This window comes from Thermodesulfovibrio sp. TK110 (assembly GCF_054658355.1).
Genome location: NZ_BAAHNB010000001.1, coordinates 1,443,220 through 1,463,742, shown reverse-complemented (window position 1 = coordinate 1,463,742; position 20,523 = coordinate 1,443,220). Strand labels below are relative to the sequence as shown.

The 20,523-nt window shown below is 33.8% G+C and carries 23 protein-coding genes; 16 read left to right on the top strand and 7 right to left on the bottom strand.

Features of this window, described 5'->3' with window-relative positions; genetic code table 11:
- Positions 1–2: 2 nt before the first annotated feature.
- The gene (gap, locus tag ACYQ3X_RS07730) at positions 3–1,007 is read right to left on the bottom strand and encodes a type I glyceraldehyde-3-phosphate dehydrogenase (RefSeq protein WP_460181230.1); all 1,005 of its coding nucleotides are present in this window, start codon (positions 1,005–1,007) and stop codon (positions 3–5) included.
- 12 nt (positions 1,008–1,019) lie between these two features.
- Complete coding sequence (locus ACYQ3X_RS07725) at positions 1,020–2,249, bottom strand: DUF1015 domain-containing protein (RefSeq protein ID WP_460181229.1); 1,230 nt, start codon at positions 2,247–2,249, stop codon at positions 1,020–1,022.
- Positions 2,250–2,317: 68 nt separating this feature from the next.
- On the opposite strand from ACYQ3X_RS07725, the gene ACYQ3X_RS07720 reads away from it, so the two are divergent.
- From ACYQ3X_RS07720 to ACYQ3X_RS07660, 13 genes are all read left to right on the top strand, one after another.
- The gene (locus ACYQ3X_RS07720; protein ID WP_460181228.1) at positions 2,318–2,980 is read left to right on the top strand and encodes a DUF1828 domain-containing protein; all 663 of its coding nucleotides are present in this window, start codon (positions 2,318–2,320) and stop codon (positions 2,978–2,980) included.
- Positions 2,981–3,067: 87 nt separating this feature from the next.
- Positions 3,068–5,518 carry an ATP-dependent Clp protease ATP-binding subunit gene (locus tag ACYQ3X_RS07715; protein WP_460181227.1) on the top strand — a complete coding sequence of 817 codons (2,451 nt, stop codon included), beginning with the start codon at positions 3,068–3,070 and terminating at the stop codon, positions 5,516–5,518.
- Between the two features lie 8 nt (positions 5,519–5,526).
- Entirely contained in the window at positions 5,527–6,051 is a 525-nt protein-coding gene (locus ACYQ3X_RS07710) for a TlpA family protein disulfide reductase (RefSeq protein ID WP_460181226.1), read from the top strand.
- On the top strand, positions 6,051–6,581 hold the full coding sequence (locus ACYQ3X_RS07705) for a DUF4416 family protein (protein ID WP_460181225.1): 531 nt from the start codon (positions 6,051–6,053) through the stop codon (positions 6,579–6,581). Before ACYQ3X_RS07710 ends, ACYQ3X_RS07705 begins: the two co-directional genes overlap by 1 nt.
- A 54-nt stretch (positions 6,582–6,635) precedes the next feature.
- On the top strand, positions 6,636–7,871 hold the full coding sequence (gene tig / locus ACYQ3X_RS07700; protein WP_460181224.1) for a trigger factor: 1,236 nt from the start codon (positions 6,636–6,638) through the stop codon (positions 7,869–7,871).
- Positions 7,868–8,455, top strand: a complete 588-nt coding sequence (gene clpP, locus ACYQ3X_RS07695; RefSeq protein ID WP_460181223.1) for an ATP-dependent Clp endopeptidase proteolytic subunit ClpP — start codon at positions 7,868–7,870, stop codon at positions 8,453–8,455. The genes tig and clpP overlap by 4 nt, the downstream gene beginning before the upstream one ends.
- 12 nt (positions 8,456–8,467) lie before the next feature.
- Positions 8,468–9,697 (top strand): ATP-dependent Clp protease ATP-binding subunit ClpX, encoded by a 1,230-nt coding sequence (gene clpX, locus ACYQ3X_RS07690; protein WP_460181222.1) that lies wholly within the window; start codon positions 8,468–8,470, stop codon positions 9,695–9,697.
- Positions 9,694–10,068, top strand: coding sequence for a cyclophilin-like fold protein (locus tag ACYQ3X_RS07685; RefSeq protein WP_460181221.1), 375 nt, complete (start codon positions 9,694–9,696; stop codon positions 10,066–10,068). The genes clpX and ACYQ3X_RS07685 overlap by 4 nt, the downstream gene beginning before the upstream one ends.
- Positions 10,055–10,672: a YkgJ family cysteine cluster protein gene (locus ACYQ3X_RS07680; protein ID WP_460181220.1), complete on the top strand. Its 618-nt coding sequence runs from the start codon at positions 10,055–10,057 to the stop codon at positions 10,670–10,672. The genes ACYQ3X_RS07685 and ACYQ3X_RS07680 overlap by 14 nt, the downstream gene beginning before the upstream one ends.
- Positions 10,673–10,783: 111 nt before the next feature.
- Positions 10,784–11,677 carry a respiratory nitrate reductase subunit gamma gene (locus ACYQ3X_RS07675; RefSeq protein ID WP_460181219.1) on the top strand — a complete coding sequence of 298 codons (894 nt, stop codon included), beginning with the start codon at positions 10,784–10,786 and terminating at the stop codon, positions 11,675–11,677.
- An 11-nt stretch (positions 11,678–11,688) separates the two neighbouring features.
- Positions 11,689–13,293 (top strand): (Fe-S)-binding protein, encoded by a 1,605-nt coding sequence (locus ACYQ3X_RS07670; RefSeq protein WP_460181218.1) that lies wholly within the window; start codon positions 11,689–11,691, stop codon positions 13,291–13,293.
- An 18-nt stretch (positions 13,294–13,311) separates the two neighbouring features.
- A complete protein-coding gene (locus ACYQ3X_RS07665) occupies positions 13,312–13,995 on the top strand; it encodes a Crp/Fnr family transcriptional regulator (protein WP_460181217.1) in 684 nt (227 codons plus the stop codon).
- Between the two features lie 23 nt (positions 13,996–14,018).
- Positions 14,019–14,219, top strand: coding sequence for a DUF6485 family protein (locus ACYQ3X_RS07660; RefSeq protein ID WP_460181216.1), 201 nt, complete (start codon positions 14,019–14,021; stop codon positions 14,217–14,219).
- Here ACYQ3X_RS07660 and ACYQ3X_RS07655 read toward each other — a convergent pair.
- Together ACYQ3X_RS07655 and ACYQ3X_RS07650 are read right to left on the bottom strand one after the other, a co-directional pair.
- Entirely contained in the window at positions 14,191–15,066 is an 876-nt protein-coding gene (locus tag ACYQ3X_RS07655; protein ID WP_460181215.1) for a metallophosphoesterase family protein, read from the bottom strand. The two genes, ACYQ3X_RS07660 and ACYQ3X_RS07655, sit on opposite strands and share 29 nt — an antisense overlap.
- Entirely contained in the window at positions 15,044–15,682 is a 639-nt protein-coding gene (locus ACYQ3X_RS07650) for a HEAT repeat domain-containing protein (protein WP_460181214.1), read from the bottom strand. Before ACYQ3X_RS07650 ends, ACYQ3X_RS07655 begins: the two co-directional genes overlap by 23 nt.
- Positions 15,683–15,723: 41 nt before the next feature.
- On the opposite strand from ACYQ3X_RS07650, the gene ACYQ3X_RS07645 reads away from it, so the two are divergent.
- Complete coding sequence (locus ACYQ3X_RS07645) at positions 15,724–16,299, top strand: class II aldolase/adducin family protein (RefSeq protein WP_460181213.1); 576 nt, start codon at positions 15,724–15,726, stop codon at positions 16,297–16,299.
- A 1-nt stretch (position 16,300) separates the two neighbouring features.
- Here the strand turns inward: ACYQ3X_RS07645 and rfaD are convergent, their stop codons facing one another.
- Positions 16,301–17,260 carry an ADP-glyceromanno-heptose 6-epimerase gene (rfaD, locus tag ACYQ3X_RS07640; protein WP_460181212.1) on the bottom strand — a complete coding sequence of 320 codons (960 nt, stop codon included), beginning with the start codon at positions 17,258–17,260 and terminating at the stop codon, positions 16,301–16,303.
- 105 nt (positions 17,261–17,365) lie between these two features.
- Here rfaD and ACYQ3X_RS07635 point away from each other — a divergent pair, with 105 nt between their 5' ends.
- Both ACYQ3X_RS07635 and ACYQ3X_RS07630 read left to right on the top strand, forming a co-directional pair.
- Positions 17,366–17,725: an ArsR/SmtB family transcription factor gene (locus ACYQ3X_RS07635; RefSeq protein ID WP_460181211.1), complete on the top strand. Its 360-nt coding sequence runs from the start codon at positions 17,366–17,368 to the stop codon at positions 17,723–17,725.
- A gap of 22 nt (positions 17,726–17,747) precedes the next feature.
- Entirely contained in the window at positions 17,748–18,917 is a 1,170-nt protein-coding gene (locus ACYQ3X_RS07630; RefSeq protein WP_460181210.1) for a permease, read from the top strand.
- Here the strand turns inward: ACYQ3X_RS07630 and ACYQ3X_RS07625 are convergent.
- Both ACYQ3X_RS07625 and ACYQ3X_RS07620 read right to left on the bottom strand, forming a co-directional pair.
- On the bottom strand, positions 18,904–19,641 hold the full coding sequence (locus ACYQ3X_RS07625; protein ID WP_460181209.1) for a TlyA family RNA methyltransferase: 738 nt from the start codon (positions 19,639–19,641) through the stop codon (positions 18,904–18,906). The genes ACYQ3X_RS07630 and ACYQ3X_RS07625 overlap by 14 nt on opposite strands.
- Positions 19,638–20,522, bottom strand: a complete 885-nt coding sequence (locus tag ACYQ3X_RS07620; protein WP_460181208.1) for a polyprenyl synthetase family protein — start codon at positions 20,520–20,522, stop codon at positions 19,638–19,640. Before ACYQ3X_RS07620 ends, ACYQ3X_RS07625 begins: the two co-directional genes overlap by 4 nt.
- Position 20,523 lies beyond the last annotated feature (1 nt).

Genomic DNA, 20,523 nt, shown 5'->3' with positions numbered 1-20,523 from the left:
TCCTAAATTTTTTCCATTAAATAAAGAATAAGGTCTCTTACTCTGCAACTATATCCATATTCATTGTCATACCAGGAGATTACCTTTGCAAGTGTTCCTTCTATAACCTTTGTGAGAAGTCCATCAACTATTGATGAATATGGTGAATCGTTGAAATCAATAGAAACAAGAGGCTCCTCAACATAGTGCAAAATTCCTTTAAGATGCTCCTGGGAAGCCTTTTTCAATGTTTCATTAATATCAGACTCTGTAGCATCTTTACTCAGAAGAGCCACAAAATCAACCATTGAAACATTAGGAGTTGGAACTCTTATTGCCAGTCCATCAAGCTTTCCTTTAAGTTCTGGAAGAACTTTTCCTACAGCTTTTGCAGCACCTGTTGTGGTAGGAATCATTGAAACAGCAGCAGCTCTTGCTCTTCTTAGATCCTTATGAGGAAGATCAAGGATTCTCTGGTCATTTGTGTAGGCATGAACAGTTGTTGCAAAGCCTTTTTCAATCCCGAAGTTTTCATGAAGAACCTTTGCCACAGGAGCAAGACAGTTGGTGGTACATGAAGCATTTGAGATTATTTTATGCTGTGCAGGATCAAGAAGATGATGATTAACACCCATCACAACTGTAATATCTTCTTCTTTGGCAGGCGCTGTGATTATCACCCATTTTGCACCAGCCTGGATGTGTCTTGATGCTCCTGCTCTGTCTGTAAATCTTCCTGTTGATTCAATAACAACATCAATTTTTAAATCTTGCCATGGAAGTTTTTGAGGATCTGTTTCAGCAAAAACCTGAATTTCTCTTCCATCAACTACAATATTATTTCCTTGAGATTTAACATTTCCCTTAAACTTTCCATGCACAGAGTCATACTGAAGCAGATGAGCAAGAGTATATGCATCTGTAAGATCATTAATTGCAATGATTTCAATATCTGGATACCCATAGGAAGCACGGAAAAAAAGTCTTCCAATTCTGCCAAAACCGTTAATGGCAACTTTTAATGCCATATTAAACCTCCATTAAAAATTTTCTCTAAAACTGTTAATAATCATTCCTGTAAGAAGTTTTGGATAGAAATATGTGGATTTTGGAGGCATCCTTAGACCTGCAAGTGCAACTCGTTCTATTTCCTCTACTTTTGTTGCCCTCAATATAAAAATTGCATCACATTTTCCTTCTTTAACCATTTTTATACCTTTTTCTATATCTATATCATAACAGACTTCTTTCTGAGGAAAGATTTCTTTTAGAACTATTTCTTCAAGAATTGTAACATCAAGGTCTCTTAACTCTTCAGGTAAATGCTTAAGGGATTGTCCTTTGTATTGAAGAATATAGAATTTGTTATCCTTTAGATAAACTCCAATATTTTTAGTTCCCATTTTTTCAATTGCTTCCTGAATATCTTCATTTTTGTTGAATTCAAATAAATAAAACTGATTTTGTTTTTCAAGCTGATGCTTGACAGGTAAAGGAGTGCTTAGAAGTCTGTGAGTTGGCAGAATTAAATAACCATCATCTTCAATATTGGTCAAAAACATAAGAACATAATTCCACGGAGGGTTCTCAATGTGTGGATAGGCTTCTGTCATCTGTTTTTTAAACTCAAGGGCAACTTCATATCTATGATGACCATCAGCAATAAATATGGCTTTGTTATTGAACTCTTCCACTATTTTTTTTACTTGAGATTGATCATTGATTTTAAAAAGCCTGTGAATGTTTCCATCAAAATCCTTTGCCTGAATATAAGGATTTTGAAGATTTTCAAGTATTTGCGATGTTATTCTTTCTTTTGAGCGATAGATAGAAAATATCAATGATGTATTTGCCATACAGGCTTTCATGAGATTTAATCTGTCTGCTTTGGGTTTTGAATAAGTCTGTTCATGAGGATAAATTCCTTTGCCAGGCTCTTCAAGCTTTACAGTGCCTATGATTCCTCTCAATATTTTAGTTTTATTTTTATAAGAATACTGAATTTCATAACCATAAAAACAGGGTTTTTTTTCCTGTACAAGAATACCTTCTTCAAGCCATCTATCCAGATACTCTTTTGCGAGACTGTATTTATTTATTCCCGGTGAATTTTTTCCATAATCAATTCTTATTATGTTATATGGACTTTTATTATAGAAAAAATCTTTAAGTTCATCGGAGATGATATCATAAGGAGGGCACATTACATCATCTCCACATACTTTTTCAGGATTGTAAACAATTCCCTTAAAAGGTTTGATTACGCTCATATAGGTTTTATGATAACATTTACAGTTATTGTAGCTCAACAGTAGTAAAATGTGTTATATTGTTTTTCATGAATCTGATTACAAAAACAGTTTTTCTTCCAAAAATTGGAAAAACGAGAATAACATTTTACCGTGACAGAAGAAAAATTACAAAAGATAAAACAACAATCTCTTTACCATTTGATCTTCAACTGAATGAAAAGGTAGCCTTAGGAGAAATAGTTTACAGTCCTGTATTCCGCTCGTGTAGAATCCTGTGGAGTGATGCTCCAGAGGACAGTCAGATAAAAGAAGAGACAGAAAATTTTATTAAAGAATTTTTATTTGGTACTCTATTAGCTACAACAGAACCTATAGAAGCTGAGGAAGCTGAAAAAATTTTTCATGATTTCGTAGAATTTTTTGCTTCATCATTTCAATACAGAATAACAGCTGAAGGTGCCTATGTTCTGACTATTCCAATAGCTGGGAAAGAATCAAAAATAATAAAAGTAGTATTAAGAAAAAAGGACACAGGAGACTATTTTTTCAGTGATGATGGATTGATACTCAGAAGTTTTCGTCCCCATGAAAGAGGGCAGAGAGAAAGGGTGATTTTTGCTGCAAAGAGATTGGGTATAGAAATTAAAGAAGAAGAGTTATTTCTTGAATCAACTCCTGAAGAGCTTTCACAAAATTTTTATAAGTTTATTCAGTTTGTCTCTGCAGTATATTTGTTTTATTTGATGTAAAGGATTTATCCCTTCTGGTTGACACAAAACAAGCAAAAAAATTAATATTGATTTTAGAAACTAAAAAACTTTTACAGGAGCTTTAAAATGTTTGAGAAGTTTACAGAAAAAGGGCGTAAAATAATTCTTTATGCCAGAGAAGAAGCAGAAAAAAGAAATAGCGAGTTTCTTGATACAGAACATTTACTTCTTGCAATTTTAAGAGAAGAAGATTCCATTCCAGTGGCTATACTTAGAAAAATCGGGATTCCTCCAGAAAATGTAAGATATGAAATTGAAAAAAGAGTAAATACCGAGGGCAATCTCCTTACCTATGGAGAAATACCATTTTCTCCAAGAGCTAAAAAGGTTCTTGAAAATGCAGTGGAGGAGGCAAGACTTTTAGGACATCCATATATTGGCAGTGAGCATCTTTTTCTTGGTTTAATTAAAGAAGAAGAAGGAATTGCAGGTAAAATTTTAAGAAGTTTTGGGATTAATCTTTTAGCTGCCAGGCAATTGACAATTAACTTTTCCATAAGACCTCATTTTCAGACTACACCTCAAAAAGAAAAAAGAAGGACAAATACTCCAGCTCTTGATGAATTTGGAAGGGATCTCACTTTGCTTGCTATGGAAGGCAAACTTGATCCTGTGATTGGAAGAGAAGATGAGATAGAAAGAGTAATTCAGATTCTTGGAAGAAGAATAAAAAATAATCCTGTAATAATTGGTGAACCAGGAGTTGGAAAAACAGCAATAGTAGAAGGTCTTGCTCAGAAAATTATTGAGGGGAATGTGCCTGATATTTTACTTGGGAAAAGAATTATTGCTCTTGACCTTGGAGCATTGATTGCTGGAACAAAATACAGAGGACAGTTTGAAGAGCGGCTTAAAGCAGTAATAAGAGAAGCGACTCAATCAGACAATATTATTTTATTCATAGATGAGCTTCATACAATAATTGGAGCAGGTGCAGCAGAAGGCTCTGTGGATGCATCAAATATGTTAAAACCTGCTCTGGCAAGAGGAGAAATGCAGTGTATAGGTGCGACAACTCCGCAGGAATATAGAAAATATATAGAAAAAGATGGAGCTCTTGAAAGAAGATTTCAACCTGTATATATTCAACCAACAACTGTTGAAGTAACAATTGAGATTTTAAAAGGAATAAGAGAAAAATATGAATCCCATCATAAGGTAAAAATCACAGATGAGGCAGTAGAAGCTGCTGTAAAACTTTCAGACAGATATATCACAGATAGATTCTTACCAGACAAAGCAATAGATGTTATTGATGAGACAGCTTCAAGAATTAAACTGAGAAGATCTGTAATGCCTCAGGAGCTCAAAGATCTTGAGTTTGAGCTTGCCAGAATTGCTAAGGAAAAGTCTTTATACATAAAACTTCACGATTTGCCTGCAGCACAGAAGGTAAAATATGAAGAGGATAAATTAAAAAGAATTTATGAAGCTAACTACAAAAAATGGAAAGACTCAATGTATAAGGAAGTCCCCCTTGTTACAGCAGAGGATGTTTCATATACTGTTTCCAAGATGACAGGAATTCCACTTTATAAGCTTGAACAGACAGAGTCTGAAAAACTGCTTCATATGGAGGAAATTTTACATCAAAGAATTGTCGGGCAGGATGAGGCAATAAAAAGTGTCTGTAAGGCAATAAGACGTTCTCGTGCAGGATTGAAAACAAAAAACAGACCAATTGGTTCATTTTTCTTTTTAGGTCCTACAGGAGTTGGGAAAACAGAACTTGCAAAGGTTCTTGCAGAGTTCATGTTCAATGATGAGAATGCGTTAGTAAAATTTGATATGTCTGAGTATATGGAAAAATTCAATGTATCAAAACTAATAGGAGCACCTCCTGGTTATGTTGGTTATGAAGAAGGAGGTCAACTTACAGAAAGAATTCGTAAAAGACCTTATTCTGTTGTTTTATTTGATGAAATTGAAAAAGCTCATCCTGATGTATTTAATCTGCTCTTGCAGATACTTGATGAAGGTGTACTTACTGATAGTTTTGGAAGAAAAGTAGATTTCAGAAATACGATTATAATAATGACATCCAATATCGGAGCAAGATTGATTGAAAAATCAACACCTCTTGGTTTTCACAAATCTCAAACTACTGATATATATCAGAAAATCAAAGACAGTGTCTTTGATGAACTTAAAAAAACCTTTAATCCTGAATTTCTGAACCGAGTTGATGACATTGTTGTATTCCACCCTCTTGAAGAGTCTCATTTACTTGCTATTATTGATCTTTTGATTGCTGAAACAAATAAAAAACTTGCAGAATACGGTTTTGTTATTGCTGTTTCTGATGAAGTAAAACACTGGATTTTGAACAAATATTATCAGCCAGCTTATGGAGCAAGACCAATGAGAAGAGCTATTGCAAAAGAAATAGAAGATCCTCTCTCAGAAGAAATTCTGAAGGGTAATTTTAAAGGAGCAAGCTTTATAAAAATTGAGCTGAATAACAATCAGATAGAGTTTAAGGAAGTTAGTGAAGAAGTAACAGCATCTGTTAATTGAGGTGAGTGATGAAAAAGAATGTATTTTTAATTTTATTTGTTTTGCTTGCTTTGATTGTTGCAGGAAGTATTTTGTTAAAAAAAGGCAAGACTTCTATAAAAGAAAATGCAGAGATTGGACTTCCTGCTCCTGATTTTGAACTCAAGGATATTAATGGTAAAAAATGGAGTCTTAAAGATTTAAAAGGTAAAATTGTTATTCTCAACTTCTGGGCATCATGGTGCAATGATTGTAAAGTAGAAAAAAAGTCAATACAGGCTTATTTAAATAAAAATGGAGCTTCTGATGACCTCCTATTTCTTACAGTTCTTTACAAGGATAATCCTCTGACTGCTTATGAAATGGCAAAAAAAGAGGGTTTTACTTTCCCTGTGCTTGTTGATGATGGAGTTGTATCAACCATTTATGGAATAAAAGGAGTTCCTGAAACATTTCTTATAGATAAAAAAGGAGTATTAAGGCACAAAATCATAGGACCTGTTGATTGGAGTAATCCTCATATAGTTCCTCATCTAAGACAAGTATTATCTTAATGGGTAAGATAGGGCAACCAAAAAAGGTTTTACTATTTATTGGAACGCTTTTCAAGGATAAAGAAGCATACTACACTGCAAGAAAAATCCTGGAAGAAAAATTCGGCGAAATAGTTTTAGAATCAAGTCCGAGATACTGGAATTATTCAGATTACTATACTGCAGAACTTGGTAGCCCTATAGTGAGGAGATTCATATTTTTTAAAAATTTGATTTCTGAAGGTGATATTGCGCAGATAAAAATTCAAACAAATCAGATTGAAGAAAAACTTTCACGAGATGGAAAACGCTCAATTAATCTTGACCCTGGTTACATAGGGCTTGCAAAGCTTGTTCTTGCAACCACAAAGGACTACTCACACAGGATTTATATAGGGGATGGAATTTATGCAGAAGTTACCTTGATTTTTAAAGATAATTCCTTCAGACCAAACATAAACACATACAGAGATTATGCAGAAGAGGAATACATAAAACTTTTTAATCTTGCAAGAGCTATTTATAAGGATTTGTTACTTAAGAAAAATTGACAAAAATTCACCTTGACTTTTAAACTTAAATTAAAATCATACGAAGGAGGGAATGTGTTAAAAGGAATTGAAGAGATTTCAGCTACCAAAAAAAGACTGAAATTTGAAATACCAGCAGATGTAGTGGAAGAAGAAATTCAAAAGGCATTAAAGGAAATTCAAAGGGATGCAAAAATTCCTGGTTTCAGACCTGGAAAGGCACCACTTTCAATTATTGAGAAAAAGTTCGGTCAAAATGCTACATCAGAGGTGCTTGAAAGGCTTGTTTCAGAATCTTACAAAAAGGCAATTAAAGAGGCTAATTTAAAACCTCTTCTTCCTCCAATGGCTGAAGATGCCATTGATATAAAGAGGAAAGAGCCTCTTTCTTTTGAATTAATTGTTGAGGTAAGCCCTGAAATTAAAAATCTTAATTACGAAAATATAGAGATAGAAGAAATATCAACAGAAGTGAAAGATGAAGAGATTGAAGAGGTAATTAAAAAATTATGTGAAGAAAGAGGCAGTTATGAACCAACAGAAGAACCTGTCCGGGAAGAAGATCTTGTAGTTATTGATTATAAAACAGACATTGGAAAAGAAGCAAAAGACTATGTCTATAAAGTTGGTGCAGGACCTTTTCCAGAGGATTTTTCAAAAGCATTGGAAGGCAAGAAAAAAGGAGAAACTTTCAATTTAACCATTGATTTTCCACAAGACTCTATTGCTGATTTTGCAGGGAAAAAAGTTAATTTTGAGATTACCTTAAAAGAAGTCAAAAGAAAACAGAACATTCCATATGAAGAAATTCATAAAGAGTTTGGCTTTGACAACTCTGAGGAATTTAAAAATCATATAAGACAAAGACTTGAAACTAATAAAAAAGAACAGGCTCTTGAAAAACAAAAGTATGATATACTTAAGAAACTTCTTGATACACATGAATTTGAACTTCCAGAAGGTCTGGTTGAAATGGAAATGAAAAGAATCTCAGAAGAATACGAATCATTGGGATTTGATATAACACAACATATGGATAAAATTTCAGAAAGAGCAAAAAGAAATGTTAAAGCCTATATTCTTCTTGAAGCTATAGGTGAGAAAGAGGGAGTTACTGTTTCAGAAGAAGAGATTAAACAAGAAATTATAAATATTTCAAAGAGATACAGCATAACTCCCCAGGCAGTTTTACAGTACTACATGTCAAGGGATGGTTCTCTGGAGGCTTTGCAGAACAGTATTTTTGAAAGAAAGGTTTTTGACATACTTTTACAGAAATCAAATAAGATTAAAAAACAGGAGGAAGTATGAGTATTGTTCCAATAGTAATAGAACAGACAGGAAGAACTGAGAGAGTTTATGATATATATTCAAGACTTTTAAAGGATAGAATTATTTTTATTGGTACAGAAATAAATGACCAGGTTGCTAATGTTGTAATAGCACAGTTGCTTTTCCTTCAGACTGAGGATCCTGAAAAAGATATTCATATTTACATAAACTCACCAGGAGGTATGGTATCAAGTGGGCTTGCAATTTATGACACAATGCAGTATGTAAAACCTGATATTGCCACTTACTGCATTGGGCAGGCTTCTTCAATGGCATGTGTTCTTCTTGCAGCAGGCAAAAAAGGTAAAAGGTTTGCTCTTCCTCATTCAAGAGTTATGATTCATCAGCCAATTGGTGGATTTTATGGTCAGGCAACTGATGTGGAGATTCATGCAAGGGAGATTTTAAAAATGAAGGATTTACTAAATAATATCCTGGCAAAGCACACAGGACAGCCAATTGAAAAAATACAGAAAGATACGGAAAGAGACTTTTTTATGTCTGCTGAAGAAGCGAAAGACTACGGAATTGTTGACGAAGTTATTACATCAATAAAAAAGTAATAAGGTGTGAGCATGGCAAAAAAGAATGAAGAGATACTGAGATGTTCTTTCTGTGGTAAGTCACAGAAAGAGGTAAAAAAACTTATTGCAGGCAATGGAGTTTACATATGTGATGAATGTATCACCCTGTGTAATGAGATTCTTGAAGAGGAAAGATTTAACAGCCTTGAAGGAATAAAAACAGATTTGCCAACTCCTCAGGAAATTCACAAATTTTTGAATGACTATGTTATCGGGCAGGAAAGAGCAAAGAAAATTCTTTCAGTTGCTGTTTACAATCATTACAAAAGAATTTTTAAAGGCAGTTCCTCTGATGAGATTCAGAAAAGCAATATAATGCTTATTGGTCCTACAGGAACAGGGAAAACTCTTTTAGCACAAACTCTTGCAAAGTTTCTTGATGTTCCCTTTGCAATTGCTGATGCTACAACGCTTACAGAGGCTGGATATGTTGGCGAGGATGTGGAAAATATTCTTCTTAAACTGCTTCAGAATGCCAATTATGATATACAGCGTGCTCAAATAGGAATAATTTATATTGATGAAATTGATAAAATAAGCAGAAAATCTGACAGTCCCTCTATTACTCGTGATGTATCAGGAGAAGGAGTGCAACAGGCTCTTTTAAAAATAGTGGAAGGAACAATGGCAAACATACCACCTCAAGGAGGGAGAAAACATCCTCAACAGGATTACATTCAGATGGATACTACGAACATACTTTTTATATGTGGTGGAGCCTTTGTAGGGCTTGAAGAAATTATAAAAAAGAGGATTGGTAAAAGAACAATTGGATTTCTTTCAGAGACAGCTAAGATGGATAAGGAAAATGTTTTAAGTTATGTTGAGCCAGAGGATTTGATAAAATATGGGATGATCCCAGAGTTTGTAGGAAGATTTCCTGTTGTAGCCACATTAAATGAACTTGATGAGAATGCTCTTGTAGAAATACTTACCAAACCAAAGAATGCCCTTGTAAAGCAGTATCAGAAACTGTTTAGCATTGATGGAGTAAAACTTACATTCACTGAAGATGCTTTACGGACCATTGCAAAAAAAGCAATTGAGAGAAAAACAGGTGCACGTGCTTTAAGAAGCATACTTGAAGACATAATGCTTGATGTAATGTATCTTATTCCTTCTGAAAAGGGTATTTCAGAGTGCATTATAAATGAGGATGTGGTAAATAAAAAGACATCTCCACTTTTAATTTATAGAGAAAAGAAAGTAAAACAGGCATGAATACAAAAGTAAGATTAATTATTGATGGAAAAGAAATAAAAGCAGAATTATATGATACTGAATGTGCTAAAAAAATTCTTGAAGCACTTCCAATAGAAAGCAAAATCAATGAATGGGGAGAGGAATTTTACTTTTCAATAGGTATAACTATGCCTCTTGACAGCACAGCAACAACTTGTGTAGCAGTAGGAGACATTGGTTACTGGCCTCCAGGTAAGGCTCTGGCAGTATTTTTTGGAAAAACTCCTTTAAGCACAGGAGAGGATCCTGTTGCAGCCAGTGAAGTAAATATAGTGGGAAAAGTGATTGATGATCCTGCCATTTTAAAAACTCTGAAGGGAGCAAAAAAAATCAGAATTGAAAAAGAATAAATCAAGGCTTAGCTTTCCTGAAGATGAAAAACTTCACAGCTGGCTACGCTTGCTTCTTAATGCTTATGCAATAATGGATGAAGGAGTTAAAAAAGATATTGATAAATATAAAAAAAAGGGTAAAAATCTGGCATGTTATCGTGGATGTAGCTTTTGCTGTAAAACCCATCGTGACATTCCTGTTTATCCTATTGAAATTGTAGGAATTTACTGGTATGTAATTGAAAAAGTAAAAGAACCCTTACGAGCAAAAATAAAAGCCTCACTCATATCCCATAAAAAAGGCGAATCCTGCCCTTTTTTAATTGATGAGGTATGTGCAATTTATCCGATGAGGCCTCTTGCATGCAGACAATTCAATGTATTTAATAAATCTTGCAGTCCTGGTGAAGATCCTTTTTATACAAGACCTGATGATGTTTTAAAGCCTTCAGAGCACTATCTTGGTAAAGCCCTTTATGAGACAACACCATTTTACAATGTTTATAATGATGATGAAAGAATTGATTTTATAAACTCTGGCAGACTTAATTCACTTGTCAGAGTTATTCAAACCTATCCATGGATTGAACTGGCAAGAAGAATGGATAATTTAGAATCTTAAAAAATCTTCAATAATTTTAAAAGAATCTCAATCAAATATTGACTCTTTCAAAACCCTTGTTATATTATAAAAAAATTTATATTTTTATAAAAAATTTTTATGGAGGGAAAGATGGGAAATTTATTATTTATCATCGCCTTAGCTTCTCCTATTATAATGGTTTTTGGCATTTTAATAAAGTTTTACAGAATATCAAAAATGCCAGTTAATCTTAGATGGGAGATTTATCCAGTGCCTCATGAAGCAGGAGAAAAAAGAAAATACGGCGGTTCCTATTTAGAAGAAATTGACTGGCAGGATAAAAAGCCAGAGAAATACTTTATGGGTGAAATATTAGAACCTCTTAAAGAAATTTTTTATCTACACAGAGTAAAAAAATTCAATCCCTACGGGATATGGTTCTGGTCAATGGCTTTACATTGGGGAATCTGGTTAATATTCCTATGGATGGGAATTCTTTTAATTAATGGCATTTTTAATTGGGAGATTGCTTCAAAGCTTAATTTTATAGCTTATTTTTCCTATGTCTTTGGAATCTTGGGAGTTACTGGATTAATCATCAAAAGAATTTCCACTCATGATTTAAAAATATACACATCAAGCATTGATTATATAAATCTTTTATTTCTTCTATTTCTTTTTACCACAGGTTTATTTGCAATAATGAAGGACAATGGAGTTAAAGAATTCTCAGCCTATCTAACAGGATTATTAAGAGGAAGTATTCCAGTTGATGAGTTATCTGTAATTACAATTGTTCACTTTGTTATTTTTGAATTATTTTTGATTTACATTCCCTTTTCAAGATTCTTTCATGGTCCTGTAAAATATGCAACCTTTCACGGAATCTTATGGAACGATATGTATCAGATAAAAGGTTCTGCAGAAGAGAAAAAAATTTCTGAACAACTTAATTACAAAGTTGTCTGGGCAGGTCCGCATATACTTCCTGATCAAACCTGGCTTGAAAATGCCCAAAACATCAATCTTCATGAAAAAATATAGGAGGTAGAGCAATGAGAGAACTAAAAGAAATTGCAAAGGAGTCAAAACAGCCAATTATTGATATAAATGAAAATGAACTTTTATCCTTATCTCCTTATATTGATGAAAAAAAAGACAATTACAAAGCTCCTGATGATTGGTTTAATAAATATGACCTTTCTCTTGATGGTTTCTCTGGTTTTCAGATTCTAAATCCTTCAGAAGAACAGAAAAAAGAAGTTGTAAAAAAATTTCTTAATGGCATTAGAAAACTCCTGAATTATCAATCCAACTGGACTTTTTATAAACCATTTTATCTTTCCCTGAACCACTGTGTGAAGTGTAATACCTGTGCAGAAGCTTGCCATGTATATATTGGCAGTGGCAAGAAAGAAATATATAGACCCAATTTTCGTTCAGAAATACTTCGTAGAATTCATAAAAGATATTTCACTTCAAGTGGTAAAATGTTAAGATCTTTTATCGGAGCAGATATAGAAATTACTTATTCTCTGATAAGAAGACTATTAGAACTTTCTTATAGATGTACTCTTTGTAGAAGATGTGCTTTATACTGCCCTGTTGGAGTTGATAATGGACTAATTGCAAGAGAATTAAGAAAACTGTTCAGCCAGGAACTTGGTATGGCTCCTGTAGAGGTTTATCAAAAAGGAACAAGACTTCATTTAAAAGCTGGCTCATCAACTGGAATGGGAACTGATGCGTTTAAAGATATAATAAGATTCATTGAAGAAGATATTCATGAAAGAACTGGAAGAAAAATCACCATTCCCGTAGATAAAAAGGGAGCTGATATTATGTTATTACATAATGGTGGAGAATATCTTTCCTGGCCTGATCACATAGCGGCTTTTGCAATACTTTTAGATGCTGCAGGAGTTAATTATACCTTAAGCAGTGAAACCCTCGGATATGATGGAGTTAATTATGGTGCGTGGTATGATGATATTGAACTGGCAAGAGTTGGATTAAGGCATTTACAGATTGCCCATGAGCTTGGAGCAAAAAAGCTGGTAATAGGAGAATGCGGTCATTCTCATAAGGTTTATTCTATAATTTTTGATAGAATTCTTCCTGCAAGTTCTCCGCTGTGGAATATTAAAAGAGAAAGCTGTATACCTTTAGTGTGGGAGATTATAAGAAGTGGAAGAATTAAATTAGATCCAATGAGAAACAATTTTCCAATAACATTCCATGATTCCTGTAATATTGTTAGATTAATGGGAATTGTAAATCCTCAAAGAGAGATTATAAAAGCAGTTTCTCCTGGAACATTTAGAGAGATGAATCCTCATGGTCCTTATAACTATTGTTGTGGTGGTGGAAGCGGTTTTGCAATAATAAGATCACTTAATTTTCCTGTTTGGAGAAATAAAGTCTCTTTCAGATTAAAAACCAGACAGATTCTTGATACTTTTAGTGATGTTCTAAATCAGGATATTCCTAAACTTGTTGTTGCCACATGCTCTAACTGTAAGGGAGCATTAAGAGATATGATAAAAACTTACGGACTTTTTGAGAAATTCAAGATTAATTACTCTGGATTAGTGGATTTAGTCGTTAATGCTATGGCAGATGTTCCTCAATTCTTTAACTTTAAGGAGATGGAAGAATGAGATAGAAACCATGAATTTTTGTTAAAATTATTAATGCTTACAGAAGTTGTCATTTTTAATGAGCTGAGCAATGATGACATAAGAAATCTTGAAAAAAACTTAATAATCCAAAGATTAAAAAGACGTCAGGTAATTTTTTATGAGGGAGACAAGCCAGAGTGGTTTTATATTCTTTTAAAAGGTAAGGTTAAAATATCAAAATTTTCAGCTGATGGCAGAGAAATAGTTCTTGAAATAATTGATGCACCTGATTTCTTTGGTGCCCTTGCAGTAATAAAAAATTTTTCTTATCCAGCTACTGCAATAGCTATAGAAGATTGCGAGATTGGAAAGATTGGAAGGGATATTTTTTTAGAAGTATTCAATAACTATCCTGGTTTAAACAATAAGATTCTTCATCATATTACTATGAGGCTTAGAGGAGGAATTGAGAGCCTTAAAAGTGTTGCACTGGAAGATGTTTTATCAAGGATTGTTTATCAAATCCTCAAGCTTGCCACAAAGTATGGTAAAAAGTTGGCAGAAGGTATTTTAATAGATTTAAAACTTACCAAGCAGGAGATTGCAGAAATGGCAGGCACAACCACTGAAACAGCAATAAGAATAATAGGCAGATTAAAAAAAGAAGGCTATATAACTGAACAAAAACGTAAAATTATCGTAAAAGATATAGAAGGGCTTTCGGAATTGCTTAAAAAATAAACTTTAATTAAGGAGGTAGAGTTATGGAATGCAAAATTGACAGAAACAAAAAAATCTGTAGCTGCAGTTATGAACCCTGTGAGAAAAAAGGCATATGCTGTGAGTGCTTACATTACCATAGAAAAAGAGGAGAGCTGCCAGCATGTTATTTTACTCCAGAAGTGGAAGCTACCTATGACAGAAGCATAAAAAGATTTATCTTAATGTATCAAGGTAAAAAGTAAGATCTTCTAAAACAATATCTGTTGCATCTTTAACTTTTCTGGATAAATCAACTTTTGCTACAGTCATACCTGCCCTGAAAGCATATCTACGGCAGGTAAATACAGTTATACACTTATTTGAATATATAGCTTTACCTGCCACATTGTAGTCATGTCCTCTTATAAAGCATGAAGCACCTGAGGAATTTAAAAAATTAATGAGTTGATCTTCTGTGAATTTAGGAATTTCGTATCCTCTAAACATGGGAGAAACATCAGGGTCTGCCCATAAAATGTCTATAATTAAATCTTTACGGGATTTATCATCTATTTTTTGTCCTCTCATAGGAAATCCAGCATGAGCAGCTACAACTCCATTTAGTGTCTGAAGCATCAAAGGCATCTCCTGAAAAACAGATACAGCGGCATCGTGAATTTTTGTTCCTCTGCTACCGAAGAGTTCAATGAGTTCTTCATTAAATTCATATGGGAAACATTCCACTGCATAGTTTGCTTCATGGTTACCCTTTAAGAGAAAAACCCTGGCTTGAAAGTTTATTTTCAGCAAGCACAGATAAACAAGATTCCAGAGAGAACCTTCAGGTTCAGGTTCTCTATCCACATAGTCTCCAAGAAATATAAGATATTGATTGCCTGAAGCATTTAAAAATTTTTTAACAATATATTTTGTAGTTGAAAAATCTCCATGAGTATCTCCTACAAACATTGCTTCACCTTGCTGAATGTTCAGTTTTATAAAGGCAGGCTCTTTTGCCATAACCTCAGATACATTTTTGAAAATCTCAATAATATCCTGAACTCCGAAATCACGTAATAAATCAGGATTATAAAGAACCTCCAAAAGCATCTATCAATTCTCTATGGTTTCCGTCAGAGGCTATTTCCTTTATAAAATTTTTTGCCTCTGGTGTTCCTATTGATTTTAATGCATTGATAATTGCTATTCTGACTGCCAGAGTTTTTTCTGATAGAAAAGCTTCCTTTAAGTATTTAACTGCTTCAGCCATCTTAATTCTACCCAGTGATCTTGCAGTAGCTTCTCTTACAAGAGTTTCTGGATCATTTAAGCCTTCTTTCAGAATTTCAAGAAGTCTCATACTGGGTTTAAAGTCTCCTAATGCATCTGCTACATAGGATTTTAAAGAAGGACATTCATGATGAAAAAAAGGATCTTGAAACATTCCCAATAAAGCCTCCTGAGCCTCAGGAGTGCCGATGCTTCCAAGAAATCTTATGGCACGAATTCTGTATCTCCAGTCATAACCATTGGCATTTGCGAGTTTTATAACCGTTGAAAGCATTTCAGGATTTTTGAATTTTTCAACAAATGCTGGTTCTACAATCTTGTCTCTCCATTGGGGAGTATCAAGCTCTTGAAGAAGTTCATTAATTGTAAGACTGTAAACATTGGTAAAGGGCAAAAGCAGAAAGATTAAAATCAGAAATTTCAAAAAATTTTTCATAAAATCCTCCCTAACACTTCTTATTATTTTATAATAAAAATATGCAATGGAAAAAAGAAAGAGAAAAAATTTTAAATATAGCAAAAAAAATTTATAAGAAAGGATTCGTTACTGGATGTAGTGGTAACATCAGTATGAGATTGAAGGAAAATTTTATTGCTATTACGGCAAGCTCCAAATCTTATAATAAACTTAAAGCATCTGATGTTGTAATTATTGATTTTAATGAAAATGTCATAGAAGGACACAGAGAACCTTCATCTGAAAGGAAGCTTCACATAGAAATTTATAAAGCAAGAAAGGATGTAAATGCAGTTATTCACACTCATTCTACTTTTGCATGCACAATGGCTGCTTTGAGTCTTTCTCTTCCTTTAATTCTTGATGAACAGCTGGATGTTCTTGGTGGTGAGATAGATGTTACAAGATATGCCCCTTCAGGTACAAGAGAGCTTGCTAAGGAAGCTGTAAAAACCTTAGGTAATAAAAAAGCTGTTTTTTTATCAAGGCATGGAGCTGTTAGTGTAGGTTCTAATCTTGACGAAGCTTTTTCAGTTTGTGAAGTTCTTGAAAAACTTTGTAAAATTTATATTCTAATGAGATTAATTCAGAAATAATTTAAGCCTTTTCAAGATAGTTAACAACATAGTCCTTTATTCCTTCTTCAAGAGATAAAGTGGGTTTATTGTAGCCAGCTTTTTTAAGTTTAGTTATATCAGCTTTTGTAAAATATTGATATTTTCCTTTGATTTCCTCTGGCATCTCAATGTATTCAATCTGGGGTTTAAGCCTCAATACTGAAAAAACTGCATTTGCTAAGTCATTCCATGAACGGGGTATACCTGTTCCAGCATTGAAAACTCCATTTATTTCAGGCTTTTCAAGGAAAAACAAAGTCATCTCTACAGCATCCTTTACATAAATAAAATCTCGCAGTTGTTCGCCATCTCTGTAATCTGGATGATAGGACTTAAAAAGTCTTATTTTGCCATCTCTTTTAATCTGCTCATAGGCTTTCAAAACCATGCTTCTCATTTCACCTTTATGAGCCTCTCCTGGACCATAAACATTAAAGTATTTTATGCCAGCTATTTTATCAAGAATTCCATTTTTTAATGCCCACAGGTCAAAGATCTGTTTTGAATAACCATAAGCATTTAAAGGTCTTAAAAAAGGGATTAAACTGTGTTCATCAGAAAATCCTTTAGAACCATCTCCATAGGTGGCTGCAGTTGATGCATATATGAATCTAACATTGTTTTGTAATGACCATTTAGCAAGCTTTTTAGTGTATTCATAGTTGTTTTTCATAAGAAAATCAACATCTTTTTCAGTGGTGCTGCTTCTTGCACCAAGATGGATTATTGCTTTAGTTGAATTTTTAAATTCTTCTATTTTTTCAATAAACTCATCTTTGTGAATGTAGTCTTCAAAATTGAGTTCTACAAGATTTTTCCATTTTTCAGATATATTTAAATTGTCAACTATAACTATTTTTCCTTCCCCAAGTTCATTAAGTCTTTTTACCACATTTGAACCGATAAATCCAGCTCCGCCAGTGACAATTATGTAACCCACATCTTACCTCCAAAGTAGTTTAATTTTTTATTCTACCAAAATTTGGCTTTATTCTGTAACCCAAAATAAGTTGACAAACATATAAAAATTTTTTTATACTTTTTTATGAAAAATTTAACTACATCTGAGCTTGCAAAGATATTTCATGCTTTATCTGATGAAACGAGACTTAAAATTCTCAAACTTCTTGAAAAAGGTGAACTTTGCGTATGTGAGATAGTTAATGCGCTTGATATGATTCAGCCAAAAGTTTCGTTTCATCTTGGAGTTTTAAAGGAAGCAGGTATAGTAAAAATAAAAAGAAAGGGAAAATGGATTCTTTACAGCCTTGATGACACAGACCTGTTTAAGAGATTTTTAATTCTTTCTGTGCTTGAAAAGATTTCAGATGAGGAAATCAGAAAAGAGCTTGAAAGTTTAAAAAATTTTAAAGATAGTCAGGATCCTCGCTTTTGTAAAACTTAACTAAAAATTCAGGAGGACAAAATTGAAGGAAAGAACTAAGTTTGTATGGATTGTTCTTATTTTTCTTGTATTTTATTTCCTCCCAGTAGAGAATCAAAGATTTACCAATGCGATTTTTGAATCCTTAGCTCTTGCCAAATGGTATGCTCAGGAGCATGTGCTTTTATGCCTTATTCCAGCTTTTTTCATTGCAGGTGCAATTGCTGTTTTTGTAAATAAAGCTGCTGTAATGAAATACTTCGGTGCAAAGGCAAATAAGTTTCTTTCCTATGGCGTGGCATCTGTATCTGGTTCAATTTTAGCTGTATGCTCCTGCACAATCTTGCCCCTGTTTATGAGTATCTATCAAAGAGGAGCAGGGCTTGGTCCAGCTATTGCTTTTCTTTATTCTGGTCCTGCAATAAATGTTCTGGCAATAATTCTGACTGCAAGAATTCTTGGATGGGAGATTGGAGTTGCAAGGGCAGTAGGAGCAGTGATGTTCAGTATAATTATCGGGTTGCTGATGCATCTTATTTTTATAAAAGAAGAGAAAAAAAGACAGGCAGACGAAGATTTTGATGTTTCAGGAATTCCATCTAAACCTCTTTATCAAACAGCATTACATTTATTTTTTATGATAGGATTTTTAATTTTTGCAAACTGGGGGAAACCTCAGGAAGGCACAATTGCTTTCTGGTGGACTGTTTATAATATAAAGTGGGTTCTTGCTATATTATTTTTTACACTGGTAGTTTTGTTTAGCCTTAAATGGTTCAATAAAGATGAACTTACTCAGTGGATTTATCAGACATGGTATTATGCCTATCTTATAATTCCTCTTCTTTTTATCGGTGTTCTTGTTGCTGGATTTTTCTTTGGCAGAGTAGGACACGAAGGAATTATTCCATCAGAGTGGGTAGACTCAGTGGTAGGTGGAAACTCTTTTCAGGCAAACTTTATTGCAAGTATTGTGGGAGCTTTTATGTATTTTGCAACCCTTACAGAAGTTCCCATAATTCAGGGCTTGCTCGGTGCAGGAATGGGAAAAGGACCTGCTCTTGCGCTTTTGCTTGCAGGACCTGCTCTGAGTCTTCCAAGCATGATTGTTATAATGAGAACAATAGGATTCAAAAAAACCGCAGTCTATGTATCCCTTGTTATCATAATGGCAACAATTACAGGCATGGTTTTTGGTGCTATTGTTGATTGACCTTAGCATAAATTAAATATTCAATATTGCCTTTTTGCCCTTTAATGGGAGACTCTATAATGCCAATTACTTTGAGATTCATAAGTTCAAAGAATCCTTTGATTTCCTCTACTGCTTTTTTTCTTTTTTCTGTAGCCTTTACTATTCCTCCTCTTTCAACTTCCCTACGACCAACTTCAAACTGTGGCTTAATTAATGCTATAATTTCTCCTTTTGATTTCAAAAACTCTATAACTTTCGGAATTACAAGCTTTAAAGATATGAAAGATACATCAACTGTTGCTATATCAATATCCTCTTGGATTCTGTCTCTATTCATATATCTTATATTTGTTTTCTCTATTGGAATAACTCTTGGATCTGTTCTAAGTTTCCATGCAAGCTGACCATATCCCACATCTATTGCATAAACACGCTTTGCACCATGCTGCAAAAGACAGTCAGTAAATCCTCCTGTGCTTGCACCCACATCCATTGCTACTTTATCTTTCACATCTATAGAAAAAGCTTTTAATGCTGCCTCAAGCTTTAATCCACCTCTGCTTACATATGGAAGAGTCTCACCACAAAGCTCTATTTTTGCATTTTCATCAACCTGTGTGCCTGGCTTTTCAATTTTATTTCCATTTACAATGACTTTCCCTTCAATTATAAGTGCACGGGCTTTTTCTCTGCTTTCTGTGATGCCTTTTTTACAAAGTAATTGATCCAGACGAAGCTTCACGATGTGCGCTTTATTATGTATCTTGCAATCTCTCTTAGTGGTTCTGCTTTGTGATCAAATGTTTCAAGAGCATTTAAGGCTTTATCAATCAGTTCTTCTGCCTTTTTCTTTGATTGAGCAATTCCGTATACTCTTGGATATGTCATCTTTCCTCTTTCAATATCAGAGCCTTTAGGTTTTCCTATCTCCTCAGTACTGCCTTCTATATCAAGGATGTCATCAATTATTTGAAAGGCAAGACCAATGCTTAACCCATATTTTTCAATTCTTTTTATTTTCTCCTCATCAGCACTGGCAAGTATTGCTCCTGATTTAACGGATGCAGAAATAAGCTTTGCAGTTTTATTTAAGTGAATGAATTCAACGCTGTCTCTGTCAGGCTCTTTCCCCTCTGAGATTAAATCCATTGCCTGACCTCCTACCATTCCGTAAACACCTGCTGAACTGCTTAATTCATGAATGACTTTTATAAGATTTGATGGCTCAACATCTGCATATGCTGGATTTGATAGAATTCTAAAAGCCTCTGTAAGCAAGCCATCACCTGCAAGTATTGCAATTCCTTCTCCAAAGACTTTATGATTTGTTGGTTTACCTCGTCTTAGATCATCATTATCCATTGAAGGAAGGTCATCATGAATTAAAGAATAAGTATGAATGAACTCTATAGCAGTGGCGTATGGAGTTATATCTTTTTTACCTTCACAGGCTTCATAGGAGGCAATACAGAGAACTGGTCTAAGTCTTTTTCCACCAGCAGTTAAAGAATAAAGGACAGAGTTATGAAGTATAGAAGGTTTTATAGATGGAGTGAAATAGGATTTGATAAATTCTTCAACTTTCTCTTTTTTTTCAGCAATGTATTTTTTTAGATCAAACATT